This window comes from Siminovitchia acidinfaciens, from assembly GCF_003605385.1.
Classification (GTDB): Bacteria; Bacillota; Bacilli; order Bacillales; family Bacillaceae_C; genus Siminovitchia; species Siminovitchia acidinfaciens.
In genome coordinates this window covers 90812-115252 of sequence record NZ_QYTV02000009.1, presented here as the reverse complement: position 1 = coordinate 115252, position 24441 = coordinate 90812, and the positions used below count along the sequence as shown (strand labels likewise).

The following is a 24441-nucleotide window of genomic DNA, read 5'->3' as shown; positions in this document are numbered from 1 at the left end:
TTTTTATAGAGGGTTAAACGCTATGAACCTCTCCCCATCCGGGCATTTATATTGATTTACATATCCCATCATACTTGAGGACAAGAGTAAAGGTCAACTGGCGTTTTTTTTGACTTTAAAGGGGACAGCAGTCAATATTTCTTTGTTTTCATCGTTTGCAAAACTTTTCACAATACGGTAGGTGCCTGGTCCCAGCGTAATTCCCAATTTTTCTATTGGAAGTATTTGTTCCGTGCTTCCTTCTTTTAAAATGAGGCCAATGTCTTTGAAGGTTGGAAAATCATAGAAGACCCTGTCGGAATACATGACCATAACCAGGCACCTTTCGCATTTTTATAAACGTAAAAAATTTCCGTAGGAGAAAAGATGAACGCTTGCATTCTCAATTTTCATATTCATCATTTGAACTGGGGCATGATATTCCTGTTGTTCCAAACCCAAAGTGACACCACTGTTTGTGTCGGCAAGAGCCTGAAATGGTGATGGCTCTGGTAAATTCGGACTGGCATCCTGCCGGTCGCATGCAGAGAAAAGCAACAACAGCAGCTAAAGTATTAGCATCATTACAATATTCCTAATCCTGCTTCCCCTTCAAATTCATTTATCAATGGAGGAAGCATGAATTGATGTGCATCAAGCTGTTTTTTTCACTTGAACTTCGATAAAATAAAAAAGCGAAGAAAACTTCGATTGGAGGAATTGTAACAATGTCCCTTTTAACTGAAATTCTTGATTTCAATAAAACTTTTACAGAAGAAAAAATGTATGAAGCTTATACAACAACAAAATTTCCCGATAAGAAACTTGTCATCCTCACATGCATGGATACCCGTTTGGTCGAGCTTTTGCATAAAGCAATGAACATGAAAAACGGAGACGTCAAGGTGGTAAAAAACGCGGGGGCGATACTTACCCATCCATTCGGGAGTATCATGCGGAGCCTGCTGATTGCTGTATATGAACTGAAAGCCGATGAAGTGTATGTCATTGGACATCACGACTGCGGAATGAGTGCCATAGAAAGCGAACAGGTCCTAGGAAAAATGCAGGAGCGCGGAATCAGTGAAGAAACCCTGAACATCATCAATAACTCCGGAATAGATTTGGATGAATGGCTGACCGGCTTTGACAGCGTGGAGGAAAGCGTTGAACACAGTGTCAACATGATCCGGAACCACCCGTTGATGGCAAATGAGGTCCCTGTTCACGGACTGGTCATCGATCCGGGGACTGGGAAACTGGATCTGGTCGTCAATGGTTACGAAACGAAGCCGGTGAAGTAAGGGGGATCCCCCGTTAAAAATGCTCCGTTTTTGGCGGATTGTGATTATACGTGGGTTGGAACGATTATACGTGGGTTGGAACGATTATACGTGGGTTGGAACGATTATACGTGGGTTGGAACGATTATACGTGGGTTGGAACGAACCCGAGCCAGCAAAGCCGGCCGGGTTCGTTCCATTTTATTTTAATGCGTCTATTTTTTCGGAAAATTGGTAGTCAAAACAGCGCAGGTAAAGCTCTTCCAGCTCCTGCATTGTGGGTACTTTCGGATTGTTGGCAGGACTCCCGCTGTCGATGGCATCCTTGGACATCTTTTCAACCGCAAATTTAAATTCTTGTTCATCAATGCCCCACTCCTGAAAATTAGGGATCTCCAAGTCATTACATAATTTTTTAACAGATTCTACCGCAATGTCTGCAGCTTCTTTGTCCGATAAATCCTTTTCTGATGTGAAAATTCTTCCTAAGTCTGCAAACCTTTCTATACAAGCTTCCTTGCTGAACTCCAATACCGCCGGCAAAAGCATGGCATTGGAATATCCATGCGGCACATGGAACAATGCACCAATCGGCCTCGACATCCCATGGACGAGACAAACAGATGCGTTGGAAAAAGCCATACCCGCTTGCAGAGAGCCCAGCGACATTTTTTCTCTTGCATCTATATTACTGCCATCGGTATAGGCATTCCGGATATTATTTACAATTAAACGCATCGCGGATAATGCGAGCGTATCTGTCATTGGATGAGCCCTTTTTGAAAGATAAGCCTCGATTGCATGGCACAATGCATCTATTCCGGTTGCTGCTGTTACATATCTTGGAGAGGATATACTCAAAACAGGATCGACAATTGCTGTTGCCGGCATGAAGGCCGGCTGTTTGATCATCATTTTAACTTGGTTTGATGTATTGGTAATAACTGTTACATCCGTCGCCTCAGAGCCAGTCCCCGCTGTGGTCGGAATTGCTATGTGTGGAATCGGCGGTTCCTTAGCCATTCTTTTTTCGCTTACATATTCGTCGATGCTGCCACCGTTTGAGGCAAGAACGGAAACAGCTTTTGCCGTATCAAGGCAGCTTCCTCCACCTAAAGAAATGATCAGATCACATTCGTTTTCCTTAAAGATATCCAACGCTGCTACCACAAATTCGTCTGTAGGTTCTGTCTCCACTCCGAGGTAAACGCTACTGCTCACTCCATGTTTTTCCAAAAAGGTGACGCACTGCTTCACATTACCAAGCTTTTCCATAACCTTATCCGAAATGATAAGGGCATTTTTACCTTTTAACGCAGCATCTTTTCCAACCTTCTTAAAAGAATTCTGTCCATATGTAATCGTTGGTGGTGTTCTAAAAATCGAAAATGAGTTCAATTTTTATTCCCTCCCCTTTACTCTATTGTACGAAAATTTCGAAATAAACACCAACATAGCTTAAAGTTCCGATAAGTCATGATACAAAATGTAACTGAGAAAGGCCCGGTAACACCGAGCACTAAAGTTTATCCCGGACTACCAGTCCCAACCGTCGCAGTCTTCTTCCCTCTCACCGCGGACACGGTTGCGGCCACACCTGCAATCGCATTCGCATTCTTCACGGCGGCGGCGTTCTTCCTCACGTACACCAGCAACTTCCCTACAAAAACAGACGAACCTAGCACGCCGCTCTCTTTCCCGGCGTCTTTCTTCCGCTCCAAGAACGAAATCTTCTTCAAAGTGCATCAACTTCTATCACTCCTTCAAATCTTATTAAAAGTCAGCCGACCTTTGCTAATAACATATTGAAAAAAAGAGAGTTGATTAGACAATCAATCTGGTATAAAAGAGGATTTTATTCCTGTGTATGTTTTTTACCTTACCAATTTCTCCAAGGGGGTGGTTCCATAGCAAGAAGAATAGAGCGTCGGTTTCCTAAACCGAACTCCATGTTCAGATTGAATCATTTGCGTGCACGGCGATCGAAATCAAATATTCCTCAAAATCCGAGACAGCTCTTTATCAAAATTTGTACTTTAAAACAATAGAATTTTGTATTATAATAAACAATGTGCTTTTTCTCATATAGACGTGGCTCCGTAGCTCAGAGGATAGAGCGTCGGTTTCCTAAACCGTGCGTCGCAGGTTCGATTCCTGCCGGGGCCGTACATATATAATCAAAAATAGCAAGGGTTTGAGAGGTTTCTCGCTCTTGCTGTTTTTTATAAGTAAGTCCAATAATGGATCAACAACGAGTCACCGTACTTAATGTCCCAGCATAACTTTTACACAAAACCAATTTTGTCTCGCCATTGCGGAAAAAATTCGCTCTTTTCATTCACCGCTTCTGTTTCCGGTCCGACATAACTCCTTCAGACAACACCTCACGATATTGCCCTAGATTAGACTTCCCGAGCTAGGCCAGTCTTCTCGGGGATGGACTTTCACTATCCGGAATTACACCATCTTTTATCTTCGACCATTCGTTTCATCGAAATGACGTCACCGTCGTATAAAGGAAGTGAAGGGTACTAGGTTGCCTAGTACCCTGTGCGACCGCCCGCCACGAAAATCACCGCATGGGCAGTAATAATATTAGTCATCATCAATTAAATAATCGGCTAAACTATCGTGTGGAGAATACACTTTACTTTTTGATGGCTCGTATCCTCTGCCTACCGTGCCTAAAAACCTAAACAGAGCAATAATCAAAGCTAAACGAATTAATATGCGTCTAATCCTACCTGATATATTTACATGCATAATAATGGAATCACTGTTAACATCCACCAATTTCCCAGTAAATGTACCATGAACTGTAATAACTCTAACTTTTTCCCCTACCAAATCATTCGCTTCGTGTATAAAATTACTCAAGAACATTCCCTCCTTCCCTTCCCATTACTTACATTAGATGCAAAATAGAATAAAAAGGTAATGGACAGCAGTACCACTGTATTAGTGGAATTAGAGAATGTAAAAAATAGAATCACCGAAGGCTGACACTAAACACGTAATCTTGTGCTTCGACCATAAAACCAAGCCTAGCCGAATCAAAAATGACTTTATTTCTGCATGCGAGACTTTCGCTCTACTCAATCACTGCCCCTGTTCCGGGTCCAACATAAATGTTTCGCTTGCCTCTGCTCGTATTGATTGTTACAACGTCCGGATATGGGTGATCGAGAATCTCATACGTCAAACCACCAAAGCGGGAAGGCGTTAAACTCCAATCGGAGTTCTTCTTGACCGGCAGAACGTTGAGTTTATAAGTTCGCCACGTTTCGGCGTCAGCAGGCAGATGTACTGTCCCTTTATGCCGGGCATTTGGCGGGCTATCTCTCATTTCCCGAAGCAATTCAAGGTTTTTTTCTGCCGAAAAGTCATAATTATCCACACCGAATTCTTTCGCAAGTTGACGACGATGAGCCGGACTCGAATCCATCCCAATACTTTTTAGGTAATCAACTATGCTATTTCCAGTATATGTGCCTGCGCCAGATGCCATCGGTTTACTAACATAATGGTCTACTCTCATTTTATTAAGCAGTTCCAGATTTTTGGAAACGGACAGGTCATAGTCTTCCACCCCGTATTCCTTGGCCAGCTGACGACGATAAGCCGGACTTGATTCTTTTCCTATGCTCTTTAAATAATCGACAATGCTGTTTCCTGTGTATCCGCTGGTTTTTGGTGCTGCCGGTTTGACTTCCGGCTTTGCTATTAGTTGGGATGCTGTACCTTTCTCTACATCTTTTTCGAATTGTGCCCTTGAAATCCCGAATTGCGCAAAATACCCGTATGGATCTGTATGCGTCGTACCTCCAATATGCTGCCGTATCCAATCATGGGATTTGATTCCCCTGTCGTAAACTCCTGAACCGGCATCTAATGTTCTCGGCAAGCCTGCATCATCTGCCAGCTTCCTCAGCAGCCAAATATATGCTGCATAGTCTTTTTTAAAAATATCCGGATCATTAGTGCGTGCGAGTTCAACTTGCGCATAAGCATATGGATTGGCTTTTGGCCCTGCGCCATATTGGAACCTTCCGACTGGAGCCAGCTGTACAATCCGCCCGCCGCTCCCCACAAAATGAGAAGTGAACGCAGTGCGCCAGTTGGCTGTCATGAATCTAACTTCATTTTCAAGCGAATTCGGACCGGTATTATTAAGGTTTCCGGACTCATGTGCAATAATAAATCTGCTTGAAGCCAACGGAATATCAGGCAGATCGGGGATGATTCTTTTCTCAATTTTATATTCCATTCACAAACCCTCCTGCTCATATTAAATGCGCCTGTCCGTTATACGAAAGGGCGAAAACCCTATTTAACCTGTTAGTTTTTTTAAAAAAAAAGCCCGTAGGGGCCTAATTAACCTTCAAATTTCCCAATCGGCTTAGTGGCAGGGCAGAAAGTACATTTTTTATCTTGAATTTTCTGATGCATTTTCTCTGACAGCAATAAGCCAAGATTTCCGTATTTGATAAAGAGATTACTTTAATAATTCGCTGTGTAATTTCCTGTTTTTCGGAAAAATAAATGATTTCCACATAATCTTTTGATAAAGCGGCCTGCTTAAAAAGATTAGTCATTCCCGCTCCCTCCAAACACTCGTTCCCCACAATTATATACAAACGTATTTTCTTTATGCATTGGTAATTAATTCTTGCGATAGCTAAAATCAGTTCAGGAAACAATAACTAAAAACAAAGGAGGGAATCCATTGGATAAGGAGTTGGAAAAAGAAAGTTTAAAGATAGCCGGCAGACACTACAAAAAAGAAGATTATCAAGGTAAAGACACGGTATCCAAGGGGCTCGCAACGACTCATGAACAGGTTAGTGATGTCTATATGGAAGGTCAAGTCACTCCTGTGATTGAAGATGTCGACGGAAAGGACATTCACATATCTAAAAGAATCTTTGATTGAAAAGGAGGCATTCCATGTCTGATAGAGGGCAATTTCAAAACGGCGACAACCAATACAAAATGCCAAATGCACTTCGCGGAAAAAGAAAAGCCGCGTATCGGGTCGGATACACAGCTAGCACTGGAAATGATACCGGCGGAAAAGACGAGCCGGGAAAAAGAACTGATTTATAAGAAGGAGCAATTGTATGCAGTGAAGTTCAAAATAACAAGAAGCTGTACTTACTAAAAATTTCCTATATCTATGAACCAACAATTATTGATTATTCCGCTGTTTTTTTCGCCTGAACACGGACGAAAAGTATGAAGAGAGAACATTCTCTGATTCCATTTAAACTGAAGGAATTGTTAAAAATTCTCCCGCTAAATGCAAGCAGATGGGCACCACACAGTCCATCTGCTTCATTTTTTGTCACCTCTTTTCAAACATTTTTTAAAGATTGATAGAAACCTTTGAGACTAATTGCAATATGGGCTATACTAATATCTAGTAAACGGAGAAACCTCTTCGCTTTTCATGTAATAGATGTTTGAAAAGCGGGCATTGTATTATTTGTGGTGGAGGGGATAAAATGCAAACAGGAGTATTAATCGGGATGTCCATCATCTTGGGTTTAGTAGCTGTATTTCTAGTATATTACATTGGTACTGCACTCGATTCAAGCGACTCGAATACAATAGATGAATTGCCTTCAGAATCAAAAAAATAAGTGACAAACACACCTCCTGCAATATTTGCAGGAGGTTTATTAATGTCTTAAATATTATAAAACACCTAAAATGCTAACATTCTTTATCCCATAACCGTTCTCGCATTTCAATTCATTCTGCATGTAGATAAACAGCCAATTCCACTTTTGCTCTGGAATAGATTCCGGACATGAGCATACATTTAAACAAGGAGGAATGCTCATGCAATTGTGGGTCACACTTGGTTTAGTAGGTGTTTTGGCTTCCATTGCCGGATTTCTCGTCTATTTTATCCATACCGTGTTAAATTACGATGATTCCCGTACCATTGATCCTCTGCCGCCCGACCAAAAAGATAGCTAAGGGACAACTTTCCTGTCAAATGACAGGATTTTTATGTTTAAACTTGAAAAATAGTGGTATTATATATGTATATTCAATGTTTTCGAACTATTAAATTTATTAGGGAGGAACTGCAAATGGATCTATCAATTTTAATCGGGCTCGTTATCTTTTTGGCTGTAGTAGCATTGTTTCTAGTGTTCTTTATCGGTTCCGCACTTAACTTTGAGGATGCAAAGACGGTAGACCGCCTCCCAGGCTCCTCTCCCGGAGACTATGAACAAAAAGCGGAGCTATGAATTTTAAAAAAACTCCTGCCCAGCGCAGGAGTTTTTTGAGCTTGTATAAAGTCTATGTTCTAATTTCGCTATCGCGGTGCGACTAGCACCCTTCGTTATCGTAGGTTGGAAACATAGTTTTGATACAATTCATTCAGCCTTTGAACGATGCGACCGTCCTTTCCAGGCAAGGATCTCCCTTCGAAAGCATTCACAGGAACAATCTCCTGAATGGAATTGGTAAAAAAGATTTCATCTGCTTCAGACAGCTCCACTCCTTTATACAGACCTTCTTCCGTCCGAATCCCCAACTCCGTTGCCAACCGTAAAATGAACTGTCTTGTAATCCCGTTCAATATCCCGGTTTCAATCGCCGGCGTCAATAATCTCCCGTCATTCACCCAGAATAGATTGGATGTAACGCCTTCTGCCAAAAATCCATCTTCGGACAGAAAAATCCCCTCTTTTCCAGGATCTGATCCCAGCTCTCGTTTAGCCGCCATATTATTAAAAAAATGGTGGGATTTTAACCTTACTTCGGTTTCAGGGGTATTACGGCGGATATTCAATAAAATTGCTTCCTTTTCTCGAAGCGGCTCAAGAGGCGGAAGTTCTTTTTGAAAAAAGATAATTGTCGGCTCAGTATATGGAGCTGTCTGCAGGCCGATTTCTCCCGCTCCTGCCGAAACATTCATTCTTATGTAGGAATCCTGTAATTGATTAAGCTCTGACAGTTCATCAATGAGGGACCGGACTTCCCTTTTTTGAAATGCCCGTTCAATTCCCATTTCCGCTAGCCCCGCATTCAGCCGCTCTAAATGTTCCTCGAGCAGGAACGGAACCCCACTGTATGTCCGAAACGTTTCAAAAACGCCCAGTCCATATAAATATCCGTGGTCAAAAGGAGAAATACGTGCTTTTTCTTTTTCAATAAAATTCCCATTCAAATACATATACATGTCAGTTCCAAGCCACCCGATCAATTTCAATAAAGTTCTTCAACAGCTGCTCTCCCGCTTCCGTCATAATTGACTCAGGATTGAATTGCACACCTTCCACTGAATAATCGTTATGTCTGATTCCCATAACTTCATCTTCCGAATTCCAAGCGGAAATACCCAAAGTTTCAGGGAAGTCTTCCCTACTAACAATCAGTGAATGATAACGCGTCGCTGAAAAAGGCTCTCGCATGCCGGCAAAAATACTTTCACCATCATGAAAAATATCAAATGGTTTTCCTGGCAGCAGGTTTTCCGTTTTGACTACTTTCCCACCGTAAGCTTCAGCAATGGCAAGGCAACCGAAGCCAACGCCGAGTATGGGGACCTTGCCTGAAAAAAAGCGGATCAATTCACATGTTATCCCTTCTTTAGCAGGCCTTCCCGATCCAGAAGAAATGACAATGTGATCGGGATTCAATTCTTCAATCGCCTCGATTGATATTTCGTCGTAACTTTTCACAACAATCTCTTTTTCAAACCTACCGAAAGCCTGAACGATATTATATGTAAATGAGTCATAGTGATCGATTAATAGAATCATGCGAAAGCCCCCTTTTTGTCTGCTTCATTTTTTGCATTCCAAAGAGCAGCTGCTTTCTTTAACGACTCTTTATATTCCGCTTTTGGATTGGAATCGATCACGATGCCCGCTCCCGCCTGTACATGACACATTTCGTCTTTGACTATCATGGTCCGAATGACAATGTTTAAATGCAAGTCTTCGTTAAAGCCGATCCAGCCCATTGTCCCTGTGTATACGCCCCGTTTGACAGGCTCGAGTTCTTCGATGATTTCCAGTGTTCTTATTTTCGGCGCACCAGTGATGCTTCCGCCGGGAAAGACGGCTTCGATCAAATCGGCTGAAGTCTTACCCTCGGAAAGTGTCCCGCTCACATGTGAAACGATGTGCATGACATGCGAATATTTTTCAATGACCATCAACTCATCCACATTGACACTTCCGAACTCACAGACCTTCCCCATGTCATTTCTTTCCAGGTCGACCAGCATAATGTGTTCTGCTTTTTCTTTTTCGTTAGACAGCAGCTCCTGTTCAAGCCGCTTGTCTTCGGCTTCATCTTTCCCCCGTGATCTGGTGCCGCCAATCGGCCTCGTTGCAACTTTTCTTCCGTCTTTTTTAATCAATAGCTCAGGGGAGCCCGAGACAATCTGGAATTCTGGTGTATGAAAGTATCCCATATACGGGGATGGATTCAACTTGCGCAATTCCTTATACACATTTATCGGTGGTGCTGCTAGGGTTTCCGACTGCCGAACCGTCAGGTTGACCTGGCTGACGTCGCCTTCCCTGATATAATCCTTTATTTTCTCAACCGCTGCTGCAAATTCCTCTTCTGTAAAAGAAAGCTGAGGTTTTTCAGCGGAAACCTGAAAATTAGACGAGCTCTTTGTAGGTGTTTCTGCCCCTTCTATCCAATCCGCTTTCAAGGCTGTTAATTTTTCTTTTGCCATATGTCTATTTAATGTCATCAGCCATAAACTTTGTTCTTCATGGTCAAAGACGGCCCACTCGTCAAAAACAAGAAAATAAAGAAGTGGCAGCCCTACATCATCCGCAGCTTTATACGGGAGCTTTTCAATACACCACGCATAGTCGTAGCTTATAAAACCAATGGCCCCTCCCTGGAAGTCAGGCAGACCAGGCTGAGGTGGGAAAGAAAATTGCTGCATCCACTTTTCAAGTGTTTGCAGCGGTTTCCCTTCCAGCAAATGAGTCTCCCCGCCCTGCCTTATTTCCACTTTTTGTTCATCTCCGTGAACGACCGCAAACGGTTTGATTCCCGCGATGCTGTATCTCCCTGTACGTCCGCTTTCCAACAACACGTGGTGTTCTTCCTTTGCAGTCAAACGCAAGTATGCTTGAAAGAATTTTTCTTGTTCAAATGATATTTTCTCAAAAATCACAGGCTGCTCCATTAAGTCAACACACTTCCTATCTCAATAAAAGGTTAGTCGGCATTTCTCAACACCGGTACGAAATAATAGGTTAATAAGCCGGTACCTATAACCGGAATTGTAGCGATACACAAAATGAGCTGGATATTAAAACCGAATTGTAAAAGCAGGGATGTACAGGCATATGATAAAGGTGTCAATCCCATGGCTGCAATCATTAAAAAGCTCATCACCCGGCCGAGCATTTTTTCATCCGTATTCGACTGCAGCATTGTCATGATCGGTACATTTGTAAAAGCCATCAATATTCCTACGGTTCCCATCAGCCCAAGAACAATCCATAATATATCGGCTACTCCAATGAAAAACATGAAAACACCAGCCGCTGTTACTGCTAGAATTGAAATTTTGCCCTTATGTCTCTTAATATTCATTATTCCAAACAAAGCGGATCCAATGATGGTACCGACCAAAAAGCTTGATTCCATCATAGAAAAGACCAACGCCTCGCCTTGAAAAACATGATCGGCGAGAATGGGGATTCCCATTGTTAACGGACCCGCAAGAAAAAAGTTCAGAGTGATTGCCAGACCAAAAATGGCAATCATAATCGGGGAATTTTTTACATAGACAAAGCCATTTTTCATTGACTGAAGGAACTTATCTTCTGAATTTTCCAAATCCGAGGAACGGCTATATTTGATTAGCAATGTAAGGATTGAAGCAAGAAGCGTAGCACAGGCCATGATTCCAAATGTTTGATAAAAGCCGAAAAGGCTGATCGCCAGCCCTGCAAAAAAAGCTCCTGCGATAGATGCTGATGAACTGGTAAACGTATAGGCCGAATTAGCTCGAGTCAGCTGATCTTTTGTCACAAGCATGGGCAGCAGGGAAGTCCTTGCCGGAACTTGCAGTGCATCTGTTATGCCAAAAATCAATGCAGCTGCTATAAAAATATGAATGGACTCTACTCCAGATTTTAAAGCAAACATGATTGTCAGGACAAGCAGCATCTCTATTAACATGCAAATAAAAATGATCCACGTTTTTTTTACTTTGTCTGCAATGACTCCACCAAAAGGCATAAAAATTAGCCGGGGCACCGAAGATGCGACGAAAATCAGTCCAAGACCGGTAGTCATCTGAAGCTGTTTCAATACGAACCACGACTGGGTAAAGACAAACATTGTAAAACTGACATTGGCAATAAATCCGGAAACAATCAGCAATAGGAACGGACTTCGTTTATAGAGCTGCAAATCCTTTTTGGCTTCTGACGATAGAACCGCCTGCATGTTGACTTCCTCCTATCTTTTCCTGTATGGAAAAACTTCGTACTGGAATACATACTCTGTTCCGCTGTCCGGCTGCTTTTGTTCAAATTCATCGAGCATTTCCTGCAGTTCATCCAGTTTTTCTTTTACTTTTTTTGTCTGCTCTTCTGACAGTTTAAGCTTTCTGAAGTCCGCTTCCGCCATAGAACTCCCTTTCATGACAGATACATCGATCGTTTCAAGATGTTCCGTTACCTTCTTTAGCGGTAAAAAGTAGCTTTCCAACACAGCACTGTGAAAGTCACCCGTCACTTCCGGGGAAATCAGCCCACTTTTTACATACAGGCGCCTCGCTATTGGTCTGTAAAACTTTTGAACAATGCCATTTTTTTCTTCAGTTCTTTCCACGACAACGAGTCCGTTCTTTTCAAGTTCCCTTAAATGGTAATGGATTTTTGAAGCCGGCATGTTCAGAATATCACCGATCATTTTACCTGTTTTCGCTTCATCAAAGGTTTCCCATAAAATTTGTATTCTTAATGGGTCCGCAATCGCCTTAACCTGATCAAGATTTTCTATTTGATAAGTTTGTAACATTCAATAAACCTCCAACGTTCAAATTTATTTAAACGTATTATAATATTTAAACAATGTTCATTCAAGAGGATACATAGCCTAAACGTTCGACAAAAAAAGCATCAACACCCGTGGCAAAACGGATATTGATGCCTGCTTTAAGGTTATTCTTCTTCATTTCTTCGACTTTTTCTAAATTGCTTCTTCCCTCTTTCGAATGCTTCCTTCGCCCTTTTCAAATCTTTCCCTTCCAGATAATAAGCCATCCCAGCCTGTCCAATCCCATAGGTTACAGCACCAGCGACTGCTCCGGAAATCATGTTTCCTGCAGCAGGGATCATTTTGGCTGCCGACCGGACGCCTTCCCTGACCACAAACGCAACACCGAGATTGGCTCCGACCGCACCGATAAATTCAGCGGCAGCCGCCCGATTGACTTCTCTTCCCGCAATATAGGCAATGGCCATGATCATCAAAGCCTGCAGGCCCGTTAGCAAAGGCATATCGGCAAACGGAATCGGTTCAACGCCGATAAGTACGGCCATGCCTGACATTGTTATGATCACTTTTTGGGCCGCTTTTTTTTTAGCTGAAACCGCCCTGGCTGCTTTTGCTGTTTTCAATTTGGCGTCGTTCGGCAGGATGTCAACGAGATAGTCCGCCAGTTCATCGACATTCCAGCGCATATCATAGACCATTTTCCCGGATTCATCAAAATCGACGTATGTACAGACAGGTATTGTTGTAATGAGAGGTATGTCATTTTCCGCAAACCGCTTTTCCATCAGCTTCATCGCTGCTTGGATGTTTTTCGCTTTTTCCGGATTGGCGTCCAGCGGCAGCTGTTTATAGTATGGTGGGTCGAGCTCGTCCACTTGCGTGACAACGCAAATGACCGGAACTTCGTACTGATGGATCTCCTTAATATATGCCCGCAATTTATTCAACTCATGTAAATCCTCTTCCACCCGAGCGTCTGTTTCCTTAGCCTTAATCAGAAACAGGAAGACGTCCGGCTGCTCCGCTTCCACTTCTTTCTCCAGTTGGGCAATGGCCGATCCGCTATCCGCGGATTCCAGGGGCCTTTCGCTCTCACCGAGCCCCCGTGAGTCAAGCAGTCGGATTTTCTTATCATTATCACTTGGATACCAAAGCCATTTTCCACGCCCGGTACCCGCCTGAACCGAACTGACCATTTGTTTCTCTTCTCCAAATAGTGCGTTGATAAGAGACGATTTCCCTGCTCCCCTTCTTCCAACGAGTGCAATCCGCGGTTCCCGCGCCTCCACCGTCAGCTCCTTCAATTCTCCAAGCTTGTACATCATTTTTTGCTTGGACTTTCCGGATAAAGGCAGCTTATCAATCTGATTTTTTATATTTGAAAAAACGGATCCGAAACCTTTTCCGTCACTCATCGTCATCCCTCCGCAGCTTCCATATGTATAAATATTTTCATTCGATAATTAGTCGCCCCTAAACAGGCGTCTTACGCTTTTCTCATTGTCCAGCGACTGACAGGAAGTCCTAGTGCAAGCGAAGCGACAGGACAAGGAAAGCTTCGGCAGCGTTACATCGCACGAAGGAAAAGCGTCAGCTTTTTCTAGGATGTCGCGTTCTGAGCCTGCCTAGCGCTTGTCGCCCCAAAACGGCCGCCTTCCGCTTTTCTTAATATCCAGCTTCAGCGCCTATCGACTAGCAGACTTCGCGCCTACGATAAGTCAACATCGGCTCCGACGGACAGGACGTCCTAGTGCCACCGACGTACAGGAAGTACTAGTGCAAGCGAAGCGACAGGATGTCGCGTCCTGAGCCTGCCGAAGCCACAGGATGTGGCGGTCTGAGGCGGCCTTCGTCGCCGTGTTTCCTTTATCTCGTTGGAGGCACTATTGTCTAGCTGCAACGCCTAGCCCCTCGAGGTCACAAGCCAATTCCCTGTGGTGGCTGAAGTACTGCCTCCTCGGGAATCGGCTTGTGCTTGTCGGGGCTGATCAAGGCGTTTCCGCATTTCGGCTCAGTCTGTACGTCGATGAACAGGCGCTTCCGCTTTTATATATATATCCCCCATTTGTATTCATTTGAACCTTTGTATTCCAGTTTTCCCGTCAAAAGCTTATAATATATGAAAGAAAGGTAAGGTGGATCATGGAACTGCTAGATTGGTCATACACGAGGCATTATAATATTAAAGCCCGGTTTGAACCTTTTGTTCATTCAACCGTCATCTTCAGACAGATTAAAGACTATTATTTCATATATACAGTTCATTGGTCAGATTCTGACCCTGTTGTAAAACGCCGTCATTTGGAAGAAATGGAATTACTGCTTAACCGTGAAATCGGTACAGAACATTCATATAAAAATAGATTAGCATATTCTGAGAGCAGACGGAGTGAATATAATGACCGTTCATCTTGAACCATCGTTTGATGAACTGAAAAGAAATCTTCATAGACTGAAAAAAGAAGAGATCCTTTATTTCGATGAAAAAAAGGACCGGGAAGCGGTTTCGAAATACTACCGGAAGATTAGTATCCGGAAGGCGAAATTTCAACAGCTTCATTCTCTCGTGGAGCGTACACACGCAAACAGGCTTCCCTATTTTTTAAGCAAAGACCAATATTTGTACACATGGGTCGATCTCCAACCCGATTACACGATTAAAAGCATATACTCTGGCAAGCAGGATGATCCGGCTGATTTAATAAGAAGAGATTTTGAAGTCAGCCGCCGGTATGAGGATTTCCAAATGTTGCTGGATCAAAAAGGCGAATCGGTAATCCATCATCACGTACCGGAAGAACTAAAGTTCAATGCTGAACATATCGTCCCCCAGTCTTGGTTTATTGGCCGGGAACCAATGAAAGGGGATCTGCATCATCTATTTGCCTGTGAGCCAAGCTGTAATGCTGTGCGTTCGAATTTTCCCTACTATGATTTTCCAGACTACAACCCCGAATCACCGACCGAAACAATTAAAAACCATTGCGGTGTCGCAGCAGCTGATCTCTTTGAGCCGGAGTTTGGCAAAGGGACCGCTGCCCGTGCCATGCTGTATTTCCTGCTCCGGTATCCAAAAGGGATCAAAAAACGCTTCCGGAGTAAAATCAACTTTAATCTCCTAAGAAGCTGGAACCAGCAGTTTCCTCCGGACCTCTATGAAAAACACCGTAATCAGGCAATTTACCAAATTCAAGGAAACAGAAATCCGTTTATTGACTTTCCTGAGCTTGCGGATGTCATCTACATTCCATTGAGATGGTGAATGTGAAACCAAGGAAATCGACCGTCCCTTAGGCGATTTCCTCTTACATCGCTGGCATAAAGCAATATGCTGGCTGCAATCCTTTAATTAAAAAAGTGGATAGTCTGTGAAGCACTCTCACAAACACCCACTGTTATTTTTCCTGGTTACTTTCTTTTATCAAATCCGGCAAACTGTCCTTTGAACAGCCGCTTTCTTTCAATAGAAAATCCCAGCTCTTTTGCGTATTTATTCAGTTCACGCTCATCTCTCGGATTCACAAAGGATACAACTGTACCGGCAGCTCCCATTCTGCCTGTTCTCCCTGCACGATGCACATATTGGTCAGCATTTTCGGCCAAGTCGTATTGAATCACATGATTCAGACCTCTGACATCGAGTCCCCTTGCGGCTATATCAGTAGCCAGTAAGATACTGATTTCTCCTGATTGCAGTCTTTTTAAGGCCCTTTCTCTCTCATGCTTTCTTAAGTCGCTATGAAGAAGTTCAATTTTTACTCCTTCAAATTCAAGCTTGTCGGCAATCACGTTCATATTCCCGACAGACCTAATGAATACGAGTCCCTTCATACCGTCCATTTTCGCTAATTTCCCAAGCAACTTTGTTTTTTCGCGGGGCTCGCATAATAAATAATAATGCTGGATGGATGATGGGACAGAAACAGTCTTTTCTGCTGACAGCTTCTCCGGTTCTCTTCCAATCATAGCCCTTACCTGATCCGGTTCTTCCAATTTTGTAGCAGAAAAAAGCAGAAGCTGCCGGTCATTCAAGGTTGATTTGACAATTGTGCGTACTGTTTCCAAGTGCTCTTTGTTTAATAGCTGATCGCCCTCATCTAAAACAATTGTTTTCACTTCATGCATTTTAATTTTTTTCATGCGGATGAGTTCCAATATCCTGCCGGGCGTTCCTGTCAGAACTTGAGGCTTCTTTTTCAATCGTTCCACTTGCCGCTTGATATTTGCTCCGCCGACAAGTGCAGCACTTGTTATCCCGGTACCTTTTGACCAATTTTGGACTTCCTGGTGAATTTGCATGACCAACTCTCTTGATGGAGCCAATACGAGCACCTGGCTCATTTGCTTTGTTTCATCCACCTGTTCAAGAATCGGCAAAAGATAAGCGAGAGTTTTTCCAGTTCCCGTCGGCGACTGGACGATCAGATCTTTTCTCTCATTAATAATGGGTATCGCTTTTTCTTGGACTGGTGTCAATTCATTAAAACCCGACTGTTTCCATAATTCTTGTATGAAAGGCTTCATATTCCCTAATATATCCATGGTCTTCATCATCATTTTTCCTCATTTCAATGGGCATTAAGCATTGTTCATTCCTGTCGATGGGTTAAAAATGCTTTGCTTATAATCCCTTTTTAAACAATCTCCGAAGCAGCTTGTACATCTCCTTTTGCAGCGGATGTCCGTCACTGCCACTTCGACTTGCTATGTATTATTATGGCAACCGGTGCCATGATGCATCCGACGAAATCATTATTACTCCCACCATGCTGACGAGATCGGCGCTTCGCAAAGTGTATAGGCGACCTCGTCAGGGGTATGCAACTTACCTAAGGCATAATTTTAAGTGTATCACGGATGCGTCACTTTTTCAGCATTTCATCCAATCGGGACCAAGCCGCATTCAGCAGTGTTCCCATCAAAAGAATGTTTGTACCTAAAACTAGATACAAAAGTCCCTTCTAGCTATTCAAACTTCCTTTTAACCAGGCGCGTGAACGGTATGGACCTACCGGGATCTGGATCAAACAGGTTTTTTCTTTCGAATCAATCCTGTAAAGCTCATCGCAATGGTTCACATCGAATCCTAGCAGTGGATGCCCTCCCATCTCTAGGGCACATGCCACCAAGAGCAGACGTTGCACAAGAATGCCCGCTTCCATCTGCTGAATACGATATCCTCTGTACCCCAATTCTTCTTTGAGATGATCCTTACCTCCCACGACATGTAAACAAAGCGGCACTTGATACAGATTCACAGTGGGCATTGTTAATCCATTTTGTAACAATCCCCGGAAATCCCCTTGGTTTATTCTTCGAAGTGCATGAGTGCTCTTCTCATAAGAGTAGGCACCGTTTGGGACTCCCTCTACGTTATAAAAACTGCCATACAAGGAAACACGCGTCTCAATCATTCCATTCGTTTCATCGAGATCATTCTGATATGAGAAAGAAAATGTTTCTTTCAGCAAAGTGGAAAGTTGTGTTTGACTCACTTTCCCCATCAAAAAATCGATATCAGGAGAATGCCGCTCCCTGCAAACGGCTGCGAAATCGTACGAAAAGTTATCCGTAAAAGGCAGGAAAATCATTTCCGTACCTAAGGCTACAGGTTTATTATTTTTTCTAACCTTCTCAAATGACTTTGTTGTTTCGATCAAGGAAGCTTCATTCATTTTCCGCAGCATCGGATAATCAATGACTCTCTTTGAACGGTTATAGGTACCATGCTTCAACAATGGTACTTCCAAGCACAGTTCATTGGCAGAAGCAGCTTCTTCTTTGTGATAATCGGTGTCAACACAATCGTTCGATTGATTCATAGATAGTGAGATCACCGCATACACACTTTCATCCTGTTCGGATAGCCCTAGCAAATGGTTGATCGCCCGATCAAGAAACTGGTAGCATACCCGTGTAGAGATTCCCATCCGATTGGCCACTTCTAACGATTGCCCAATAACCACACCTGCGTCAAGCCCTTGAAGCCTGTATGAAAAATTATTGTATTTATAGAAGTTTTTCCAAAAAACCGTCGAGACAAAAACGGTGCAAAAACAGTCAGACATATGATAGCGAGTTTTAAGACTTCTGGATAAGTAGGAATCGTAATTTCCTTCTCGCACCAAAATGAGTCGGTGATGTGCTACATCATAATGGTAAATTCCCTCCGGAGCATCTTCTAGCTTTATATACACGTATATTTCATTAGGGTATAGCGCCCCTCCAGAGGGAACAAACCTCCGTATCGACTGAGCTTTTTCCTCGAAAAAAGCGGATTGGGAGTATTGAGTAAGCCCGTATACATACCAAAGAAAATGACCAAGCTCCACCAAGCTCGGTTTTATATGTGCTTCCCTTCCCTCGAGTTTTAATGGTACATCTGAGGTCAGTGGAATCTCTGGTAATCCCCGGTACAGTTTATAGGGCAGCGGTGCGTCTTCCCAATCCACCTGCCAATCAGGCGGAGAGGTTTTTTCCGTGTTAAAATGCAGATGGTGCAGAAATGTTTCCAGCTCCACTCTTTAGCCTCCTAATCTACCATTATGGGAACGGGTGGGGATTTGGATTGAGCTGATCATACGATAACGGTGACTTCGTAAACCCTAGTTGCATTGGTACCGTGAGTACCCTTTCCAGCCCTTTCACACGCGTAAGGTGATGGCCAAATGTCATCGGTAACATTCCAGGAATCAATACCTTTACACAGAATAACCCGTTCCGTTCGGTGATAGGTGATGTTTGGTCAACTACAATAACTTCAAGGTTTAACCGGCGAAACTCCTTAAGAATATCTTGAAGATCGTCCTTCAAATCAGTATTTGTCGGCGGCTGCTTAAATTCCTCCGCAAATGTACGTAAAGGACGATGGTGATTCAATAAAAAATTCATTCGTTCCTCTGATTCTGGCAGACCGTACAGCAGACCATGGTCTTCCATGGTACGTACAGCAAACGGATCTCTCAGCATCCCTTCATATTTTTGCCGGTTTTCCTCCAGTTTTTCACCATGCCTAGACATCATTCCTGCAAGCTCATAAATCGTGCTTTTTACAGCCCTTACAGGGTCAGGGTTTGCTCCGGCTGCACAAATGAGGTTTAACCCCTTTGATCTTCTGTTTTTTGCCACTCCCCAAACGCTCGGAATCCCATGTTCCATCGTTGAATTATAAAAATGAAGATCATATCCCGCCACCTCACGTACCCGATCGACCATCAGCTGTAATTCCTTGTCATCGGCAGAGCTTAGGTCAATGCTTGGAAGAGGGAGCTGGGCATACCAGGTTAACAAGAATGAGTCTCGCTCAACGACTTCCATAATGGCATGGAAAATGGCTTCCTCCATACTTCCCCCCAATGCACATCCATTTGAGGTTTCATAAACAAAACTTTCTCCGTGACCCAAACTGTAATAGGCGAGTAACTCAGGAACCAAAATAGGTCGTTCTTGTAAAAACGAGTAACCCCAAACCCAATTCATTGGGGCATCGGGATGAAACGGTTTAAACGGAAAATGCGGCTTTTTATATTGCTCCTTTTCATGTAAACCAACCCTTGTAGGATTTAATGCATGATTCTCCAATCGATGATAACTATCACGAACAATTGTCCTTTTTCCTCGGGGGCCGATCCCGCAATATCTCTCCAAACCTTCCAGAATGGCAGTCTGCTCACTCATTTCATAAGAATTAGACCTTCCTGCTACTCCTTCATCAGCTCCAAACAGCGGCATGTTGGCTATAATATCTGCAAACGGCAGTGTGAAATCCTGCATTTTTCCATTCATGACACCCGTACGTTCATCTAGATAATCTTTGACTAACACTTCTTTTAATTCATCCATCGAACGGCAGCGATAACCATCAGCAGTAATTTTAGGACTAGATTCCAACCGAATTTGGGCTAATTCCGGTGCGTCATCAGGTAAATGACTGCATATTGGGCACAGTGGGTCAGGCAAGAAAAGGTGATTGGAGTTCGTTAGCGTTCTCAGGTTAGTAATGAAGACCTTTTCTTCCAAGTTGCTGGGTTGTCCCTGAAAAACCCCGTGCACTTCGTTACATATCAAAGTTGCCATTTGCGATAATCCCGGTCGTGATGCCCATGCATCCCGCCTTACACCTTCTCCTGCTGACATCCTCATCTGAAACTCCCACATTTCTCGCCTATCCTCTCCAGCTATAATAAGCCGCAAGTCAGCACAGCGAGAACATCCCGGTGTATTGGGATTTACAAATGGACCAATGATACCTTCCCCAAACGATACGAAGCCGCGAAGCCACGGGATACCTGTGGCTCTGAATCTTTCTTCCGCTTTTTGATGGACCGATGGATGACAGGCATCGTGTAGCACAAGAGCTAGTTTTGTATATTCGGGAATCTCTTCTTTTATGCTTTGACGCTTTACGAGATAGCTGCCGGACAATTGATCATGGACAAAATCCGCTAATAATCCCTGTCCGACAATCAGAACATGGGCAGACATTAAGATTCCCCCTCTCGTACCTGCACACCAAACACCCCTGCCATTTCCTGCTCTAAAAAAGGTTCGAATGTAAGATCATAAACTAATAGCCGTTTGTTGTTTTGGTTCAAGACCTGAATGGAGGATTGTAATAGCTCCAATTGCGACAAATCATCACAAGAGGGGATATCAAGTTTGCTTTCTGTTTTTTTAAGAAAAACCGCTGACTCCATCTCTCTCCTCGTGATGGGAGTCGCCTGGCTCTGAGAATCTAAAAGCGCTTGTTGCAGTGTGTTTCGTATGGCCAGTGTTGTATTTAAACCTACACTCGTATACCAACGGCCATTCGACCTAACCGATATTACGGGGAAGCCTAATATATCCTCTTTCAAGCCGATTGTTGGTGAACCGTTCACGGTAGTCAGCGAATTTAAATAAAATTTGCATGGCTTATCTTTAATGGAGCCTAACTCCATATGAAAAATCGTATTCAGTTGATCGCTCTTTCTTTTTTTCAATTCTTCATCTAAATAAGCTTGCAGACCTCGACAAACTGCCTCTTCGATTGTTTGCCCTGCACCGATGCCTATAAATCCCTGGATTCTGTTCACGCTAACCTGATCATTCTGCTTTTTAAAATCCAAAGAATTGATCATTTGTGAAACATACAATTCAATTCCAGTCAGGCCCGCATCTCTTTTGGCTTCTTCATGTGTCAGGCCGGCACATACTACTTCTGACAGAAGCTCTGCCGGTCCCTCGGACATTGGATCGACCGCTTGAACATAGCACTGTGCAAGTGGAAGCTGTGACAGACCTCGTTCCTCCCATATATGGAAAATGCCAGTCTTATCGGAAGTTAATCGACTGAAATGTTCCAGGAGATTACTCGGTGGGTTATCGCTGGCCGATTCCTGGTTGAGCCTTACATCAAGATCTTCAACAAGCTTGGGTGTAAAACTTGTTGAGGTAACCAGCGGATGTGTGATGAATGAAAACCAATCACCTTCAAGCGTTTCAAGATCAAGCAGGTACATTTGATGACTCTGATTTGAATCGGCAATTCCTGTAGCATTCTTAAACAATTCGAATGCGGTGACATTCGCCAGTATCGATCCCGTTGTTGAAGAGAAAGGCTGAGACCGCTTTTCTATATGCAATGCAGATCGATGGATTCGGCGCCATGCAGACTCCCAGCACCCTTCCGATTCCGGATGAAATAAGGGACCCGCGAGCCCCACTTGCTGTAAACATATAGCGGGGATAAATGACTTACTTTCCTCTCTGCAAACAAGGTTAAGCGTCCTTAGTTCATTTACATTTCCATCCTGCGAGACGTACAAAACGCAATCATAGGGTTGCACAGCTTCTTTCCAAAAGCTTCTTCCTGCTCCTTTTTTAAATTGCACCTCCACTAGCTCTACATCGGAATCCGTCTTGCTGGCATTCAGCACCAGTTCGTTCAGCCGCAGGCGACTAGTAGGAGTGGAATCCGTTACCATGACATTTATTTTAGGAAGTCCTGATTCAATTAACGCTGAAACCAATGAAACTAGAAAGGGGCCCGAGCCAACAGCCAGGACTTTAGCTTGACGATATTTTTGAAAACGATAAGCACCGGATTCCACAAAATTCTCAATAAATTCAATTTGCGAAGCATACTTTTCAAGAACGGAGCTGTTTAATTGATGGGGAGTGTCTTTACTTATATCCCGAACAAAGCCGTTCTCGTACAGCGTTTCTCCGATCTCATACACCCTGTTCTGATACGGTGCCGTTAATCCCTTTGTCAAATCTTCCAATGTTTTCTCGCCATTAAACATCGGTATCAATTTTTCAATCCATTGATAAATCGTATTGCCTTCCATTCGAAATGAACTCGAGTTATTTCGAAAATACACACCACCCTTTGGATCAGGGAGAAAAAACGTATCCCTTTTAACCTTCAGACGTGTGGACGAGTTAAGTTTTGACATTCAGCTCCTCCTTATTCCTAATCGTTACGAATTGCCATTATCATTTTATGTACTTTTGGCTGTCCAATATGATAAACAATAAAAGAAATGCCCTGCACCAGGCAGAGGCATTTCTTTTCATAAAATAATCCCTTTTTCTTTTGAGACCTACCCTCCCCAAAAACAGTTAGAACAGCTAAAGCAGCTAGAACAACGAAAACCGCCACACTGAAAACCACCACAGCGAAAACCGCCACACTGAAAACCGCCACAACGAAAGCCGCCACAACGAAAGCCGCCACAACGAAAGCCGCCACAACGAAAGCCGCCACACTGAAAACCGCCACACCTCATACCGCCAAACTGACGCGAATCTTGGCTCAAAGGATCAATAGGAATTAATTCACCAACTTGGTAATTATCCATTGCCAATCCTTGTAATTCGTTATGAAAATACATTTGTACCTCCCCTTTGTATTTAATAATCAGGGCAAACCGACACGAGATAAGAGACTTGAATTGAAAAACTTTTTAGTCCTTCGTAACAAAAAACGTCTGCTCTCCTCAACAAAATATGATACTTTTAGGTTGTTGTTACTAATGTAAGAGCCTATTTCACATGAAAGCACTTTCACTAGAATACCCTGATTTATACTCGTTTTAATTCTTAATGAGGGGCATTAGCTAATCCAGTGAATTTTAATAGAAAGTTATTTTGGGGCGTTGCAAATAATATTTGGTCATTTGGCCAAACATCTTGCCACATAAAAAAAGCCCAAGGCGCGCAGCCTTATGCAGAAAAACACAAGGGGAATTTTGATGAGGGAGTTCCTCAGCCACCACAACAAAGCAGCTGACTTTGAACACTTCTTGTTAAGTATCCCGGATATGCTACACGAAGCTTTACGGACGAGGGAAACAACGCTTCCCCGAATAAGCTTTGCCGCAGGAGCACATTCTCCTGAGACATGCTTCCGCGCGACCTAATCCTTTCGCCGATGGTGCCTGGCCGCCTAAAACCGCGACATCCTCGAAAGAGCTGACGCTTTTCCTTCGTGCGATGCAACGCTGCGAAGCTTTCCTTGTCCTGTCGCTTCGCTTGCACTAGGACTTCCTGTACGTCGGAGCTAGACATATTAAATCTTAATTTCGAACAAAATTTTCGTCTGATTTTATACTTTCTTACTTTTCAAGAAAGGAAATGCCCCGCAATAGATACAGAGGCATTTCTTTTCATAAAATAGCCATTTTCTCTTGTGACTTAAATAAAAAATCCTCCAAAACAGCCAAAGCCAAAGCCTACACAACCAAAGCCAAAACAGCCCCCACAGCCACCACAGCGGAAACAACCGCCACAGCGGAAACAACCGCCACAACGAAAACCGCCACAAAGCCTACTGTCATACTGAAGCGGACCTTGGCTCATAGGAATTAATTCACCAACTTGGTAATTACCCAATTCTAATCCTTGTAATTCGTTTTGATAATGCTGCATTTGAACCTCCCCTTTCTATTTAAGAATCAGGACAAACCGACACTAGACAAGAGAGTTGAATTGAAATAATTCTCCGTTTTGAGTAATTAAAAACGTTTACTCTCCTCAACAAAATATGATGGGTTTAGGTTGTTGTTACTGATATAAGAGCCTATTTCACGTTCCAGTACTATAGATCGTTACAGGAAGTACTGATTTAGACTTTGATACAAAAAAAGAAAAAACCTGCATTCCTTTGGAACGAGGTCATTTCCAC

The 24441-nt window shown here is 43.2% G+C and carries 26 protein-coding genes and 1 tRNA gene; 9 read left to right on the top strand and 18 right to left on the bottom strand.

Features of this window, described 5'->3' with window-relative positions:
• Positions 1-93: 93 nt before the first annotated feature.
• Entirely contained in the window at positions 94-312 is a 219-nt protein-coding gene (locus D4T97_RS16760; RefSeq protein ID WP_126051915.1) for an immunoglobulin-like domain-containing protein, read from the bottom strand.
• 395 nt (positions 313-707) lie between these two features.
• Between D4T97_RS16760 and D4T97_RS16750 the strand changes: the two genes are divergently transcribed.
• Entirely contained in the window at positions 708-1283 is a 576-nt protein-coding gene (locus D4T97_RS16750) for a beta-class carbonic anhydrase (RefSeq protein ID WP_126051913.1), read from the top strand.
• Positions 1284-1463: 180 nt separating this feature from the next.
• On the opposite strand, the gene D4T97_RS16745 is transcribed toward D4T97_RS16750, so the two are convergent.
• Positions 1464-2660, bottom strand: a complete 1197-nt coding sequence (locus D4T97_RS16745; RefSeq protein WP_126051912.1) for an iron-containing alcohol dehydrogenase — start codon at positions 2658-2660, stop codon at positions 1464-1466.
• Between the two features lie 138 nt (positions 2661-2798).
• Positions 2799-3011, bottom strand: a complete 213-nt coding sequence (locus D4T97_RS16740) for a hypothetical protein (RefSeq protein WP_126051911.1) — start codon at positions 3009-3011, stop codon at positions 2799-2801.
• A gap of 344 nt (positions 3012-3355) precedes the next feature.
• Between D4T97_RS16740 and D4T97_RS16735 the strand changes: the two genes are divergently transcribed.
• Positions 3356-3428: transfer RNA gene (locus D4T97_RS16735), tRNA-Arg, on the top strand.
• A 429-nt stretch (positions 3429-3857) separates the two neighbouring features.
• Here D4T97_RS16735 and D4T97_RS20670 read toward each other — a convergent pair.
• The 3 genes from D4T97_RS20670 to D4T97_RS16720 all read right to left on the bottom strand — a co-directional run bounded on the left by D4T97_RS20670 (position 3858) and on the right by D4T97_RS16720 (position 5857).
• Positions 3858-4139, bottom strand: coding sequence for a DUF2642 domain-containing protein (locus D4T97_RS20670; protein ID WP_206435586.1), 282 nt, complete (start codon positions 4137-4139; stop codon positions 3858-3860).
• A 214-nt stretch (positions 4140-4353) separates the two neighbouring features.
• The gene (locus D4T97_RS16725) at positions 4354-5529 is read right to left on the bottom strand and encodes a DUF3597 family protein (RefSeq protein WP_126051909.1); all 1176 of its coding nucleotides are present in this window, start codon (positions 5527-5529) and stop codon (positions 4354-4356) included.
• A 103-nt stretch (positions 5530-5632) separates the two neighbouring features.
• Positions 5633-5857 (bottom strand): hypothetical protein, encoded by a 225-nt coding sequence (locus tag D4T97_RS16720; RefSeq protein ID WP_126051908.1) that lies wholly within the window; start codon positions 5855-5857, stop codon positions 5633-5635.
• Between the two features lie 131 nt (positions 5858-5988).
• Between D4T97_RS16720 and D4T97_RS16715 the strand changes: the two genes are divergently transcribed.
• From D4T97_RS16715 to D4T97_RS20570, 5 genes are all read left to right on the top strand, one after another.
• Positions 5989-6195 (top strand): YozQ family protein, encoded by a 207-nt coding sequence (locus D4T97_RS16715; protein ID WP_126051907.1) that lies wholly within the window; start codon positions 5989-5991, stop codon positions 6193-6195.
• A 14-nt stretch (positions 6196-6209) separates the two neighbouring features.
• On the top strand, positions 6210-6368 hold the full coding sequence (locus D4T97_RS20585) for a hypothetical protein (protein ID WP_164525615.1): 159 nt from the start codon (positions 6210-6212) through the stop codon (positions 6366-6368).
• Positions 6369-6766: 398 nt separating this feature from the next.
• Positions 6767-6904 carry a hypothetical protein gene (locus D4T97_RS20580; RefSeq protein ID WP_164525614.1) on the top strand — a complete coding sequence of 46 codons (138 nt, stop codon included), beginning with the start codon at positions 6767-6769 and terminating at the stop codon, positions 6902-6904.
• A gap of 202 nt (positions 6905-7106) precedes the next feature.
• A complete protein-coding gene (locus tag D4T97_RS20575) occupies positions 7107-7247 on the top strand; it encodes a hypothetical protein (protein WP_164525613.1) in 141 nt (46 codons plus the stop codon).
• Between the two features lie 116 nt (positions 7248-7363).
• Positions 7364-7525, top strand: a complete 162-nt coding sequence (locus D4T97_RS20570; RefSeq protein ID WP_164525612.1) for a hypothetical protein — start codon at positions 7364-7366, stop codon at positions 7523-7525.
• A gap of 95 nt (positions 7526-7620) precedes the next feature.
• Here D4T97_RS20570 and pabC read toward each other — a convergent pair whose 3' ends face one another.
• The 6 genes from pabC to D4T97_RS16685 form a co-directional block, all read right to left on the bottom strand.
• On the bottom strand, positions 7621-8463 hold the full coding sequence (pabC, locus tag D4T97_RS16710; protein ID WP_126051964.1) for an aminodeoxychorismate lyase: 843 nt from the start codon (positions 8461-8463) through the stop codon (positions 7621-7623).
• A gap of 1 nt (position 8464) precedes the next feature.
• Positions 8465-9046: an anthranilate synthase component II gene (locus tag D4T97_RS16705; RefSeq protein ID WP_126051906.1), complete on the bottom strand. Its 582-nt coding sequence runs from the start codon at positions 9044-9046 to the stop codon at positions 8465-8467.
• Positions 9043-10443 (bottom strand): anthranilate synthase component I family protein, encoded by a 1401-nt coding sequence (locus D4T97_RS16700; protein ID WP_126051905.1) that lies wholly within the window; start codon positions 10441-10443, stop codon positions 9043-9045. Before D4T97_RS16700 ends, D4T97_RS16705 begins: the two co-directional genes overlap by 4 nt.
• A 32-nt stretch (positions 10444-10475) precedes the next feature.
• Positions 10476-11717 (bottom strand): MFS transporter, encoded by a 1242-nt coding sequence (locus D4T97_RS16695; protein WP_126051904.1) that lies wholly within the window; start codon positions 11715-11717, stop codon positions 10476-10478.
• A 12-nt stretch (positions 11718-11729) separates the two neighbouring features.
• Positions 11730-12293 (bottom strand): ArsR/SmtB family transcription factor, encoded by a 564-nt coding sequence (locus D4T97_RS16690; RefSeq protein ID WP_126051903.1) that lies wholly within the window; start codon positions 12291-12293, stop codon positions 11730-11732.
• A gap of 143 nt (positions 12294-12436) precedes the next feature.
• Positions 12437-13687 (bottom strand): GTPase family protein, encoded by a 1251-nt coding sequence (locus D4T97_RS16685; RefSeq protein WP_164525611.1) that lies wholly within the window; start codon positions 13685-13687, stop codon positions 12437-12439.
• 727 nt (positions 13688-14414) lie between these two features.
• On the opposite strand from D4T97_RS16685, the gene D4T97_RS16680 reads away from it, so the two are divergent.
• Positions 14415-14687, top strand: coding sequence for a hypothetical protein (locus D4T97_RS16680; protein WP_126051901.1), 273 nt, complete (start codon positions 14415-14417; stop codon positions 14685-14687).
• Positions 14671-15534 carry an endonuclease I family protein gene (locus tag D4T97_RS16675; RefSeq protein ID WP_126051900.1) on the top strand — a complete coding sequence of 288 codons (864 nt, stop codon included), beginning with the start codon at positions 14671-14673 and terminating at the stop codon, positions 15532-15534. Before D4T97_RS16680 ends, D4T97_RS16675 begins: the two co-directional genes overlap by 17 nt.
• A 146-nt stretch (positions 15535-15680) precedes the next feature.
• Here the strand turns inward: D4T97_RS16675 and D4T97_RS16670 are convergent, their stop codons facing one another.
• From D4T97_RS16670 to D4T97_RS16645, 6 genes are all read right to left on the bottom strand, one after another.
• Positions 15681-16826: a DEAD/DEAH box helicase gene (locus tag D4T97_RS16670; RefSeq protein WP_126051899.1), complete on the bottom strand. Its 1146-nt coding sequence runs from the start codon at positions 16824-16826 to the stop codon at positions 15681-15683.
• A 407-nt stretch (positions 16827-17233) separates the two neighbouring features.
• The gene (locus D4T97_RS16665; protein WP_126051898.1) at positions 17234-18793 is read right to left on the bottom strand and encodes a SagB family peptide dehydrogenase; all 1560 of its coding nucleotides are present in this window, start codon (positions 18791-18793) and stop codon (positions 17234-17236) included.
• Positions 18794-18815: 22 nt separating this feature from the next.
• Complete coding sequence (locus tag D4T97_RS16660; RefSeq protein WP_126051897.1) at positions 18816-20756, bottom strand: TOMM precursor leader peptide-binding protein; 1941 nt, start codon at positions 20754-20756, stop codon at positions 18816-18818.
• The gene (locus D4T97_RS16655) at positions 20756-22711 is read right to left on the bottom strand and encodes a putative thiazole-containing bacteriocin maturation protein (protein ID WP_126051896.1); all 1956 of its coding nucleotides are present in this window, start codon (positions 22709-22711) and stop codon (positions 20756-20758) included. Before D4T97_RS16655 ends, D4T97_RS16660 begins: the two co-directional genes overlap by 1 nt.
• A gap of 147 nt (positions 22712-22858) precedes the next feature.
• Positions 22859-23116: a hypothetical protein gene (locus tag D4T97_RS21150; protein ID WP_408021625.1), complete on the bottom strand. Its 258-nt coding sequence runs from the start codon at positions 23114-23116 to the stop codon at positions 22859-22861.
• An 835-nt stretch (positions 23117-23951) separates the two neighbouring features.
• The gene (locus D4T97_RS16645) at positions 23952-24185 is read right to left on the bottom strand and encodes a heterocycloanthracin/sonorensin family bacteriocin (protein ID WP_126051894.1); all 234 of its coding nucleotides are present in this window, start codon (positions 24183-24185) and stop codon (positions 23952-23954) included.
• Positions 24186-24441 lie beyond the last annotated feature (256 nt).

Excerpts from the sequence above, each read along its gene's own strand:
- D4T97_RS16695 (WP_126051904.1), bottom strand. The coding sequence starts at position 11,717 with ATGCAGGCGGTTCTATCGTCAGAAGCCAAAAAGGATTTGCAGCTCTAT.
- D4T97_RS20585 (WP_164525615.1), top strand. The coding sequence starts at position 6,210 with ATGTCTGATAGAGGGCAATTTCAAAACGGCGACAACCAATACAAAATG.
- D4T97_RS16750 (WP_126051913.1), top strand. The coding sequence starts at position 708 with ATGTCCCTTTTAACTGAAATTCTTGATTTCAATAAAACTTTTACAGAA.
- D4T97_RS16700 (WP_126051905.1), bottom strand. The coding sequence starts at position 10,443 with ATGGAGCAGCCTGTGATTTTTGAGAAAATATCATTTGAACAAGAAAAA.
- D4T97_RS16685 (WP_164525611.1), bottom strand. The coding sequence starts at position 13,687 with ATGAGTGACGGAAAAGGTTTCGGATCCGTTTTTTCAAATATAAAAAAT.
- D4T97_RS16660 (WP_126051897.1), bottom strand. The coding sequence starts at position 20,756 with ATGTCTGCCCATGTTCTGATTGTCGGACAGGGATTATTAGCGGATTTT.
- D4T97_RS16680 (WP_126051901.1), top strand. The coding sequence starts at position 14,415 with ATGGAACTGCTAGATTGGTCATACACGAGGCATTATAATATTAAAGCC.
- D4T97_RS20575 (WP_164525613.1), top strand. The coding sequence starts at position 7,107 with ATGCAATTGTGGGTCACACTTGGTTTAGTAGGTGTTTTGGCTTCCATT.
- D4T97_RS16655 (WP_126051896.1), bottom strand. The coding sequence starts at position 22,711 with ATGTCAAAACTTAACTCGTCCACACGTCTGAAGGTTAAAAGGGATACG.
- D4T97_RS20580 (WP_164525614.1), top strand. The coding sequence starts at position 6,767 with ATGCAAACAGGAGTATTAATCGGGATGTCCATCATCTTGGGTTTAGTA.
- D4T97_RS20570 (WP_164525612.1), top strand. The coding sequence starts at position 7,364 with ATGGATCTATCAATTTTAATCGGGCTCGTTATCTTTTTGGCTGTAGTA.
- D4T97_RS16690 (WP_126051903.1), bottom strand. The coding sequence starts at position 12,293 with ATGTTACAAACTTATCAAATAGAAAATCTTGATCAGGTTAAGGCGATT.
- D4T97_RS16705 (WP_126051906.1), bottom strand. The coding sequence starts at position 9,046 with ATGATTCTATTAATCGATCACTATGACTCATTTACATATAATATCGTT.
- D4T97_RS16760 (WP_126051915.1), bottom strand. The coding sequence starts at position 312 with ATGGTCATGTATTCCGACAGGGTCTTCTATGATTTTCCAACCTTCAAA.
- D4T97_RS16645 (WP_126051894.1), bottom strand. The coding sequence starts at position 24,185 with ATGCAGCATTATCAAAACGAATTACAAGGATTAGAATTGGGTAATTAC.
- D4T97_RS16675 (WP_126051900.1), top strand. The coding sequence starts at position 14,671 with ATGACCGTTCATCTTGAACCATCGTTTGATGAACTGAAAAGAAATCTT.
- D4T97_RS16670 (WP_126051899.1), bottom strand. The coding sequence starts at position 16,826 with ATGATGAAGACCATGGATATATTAGGGAATATGAAGCCTTTCATACAA.
- D4T97_RS16725 (WP_126051909.1), bottom strand. The coding sequence starts at position 5,529 with ATGGAATATAAAATTGAGAAAAGAATCATCCCCGATCTGCCTGATATT.
- D4T97_RS21150 (WP_408021625.1), bottom strand. The coding sequence starts at position 23,116 with ATGGATAATTACCAAGTTGGTGAATTAATTCCTATTGATCCTTTGAGC.
- D4T97_RS16720 (WP_126051908.1), bottom strand. The coding sequence starts at position 5,857 with ATGACTAATCTTTTTAAGCAGGCCGCTTTATCAAAAGATTATGTGGAA.
- pabC (WP_126051964.1), bottom strand. The coding sequence starts at position 8,463 with ATGTATATGTATTTGAATGGGAATTTTATTGAAAAAGAAAAAGCACGT.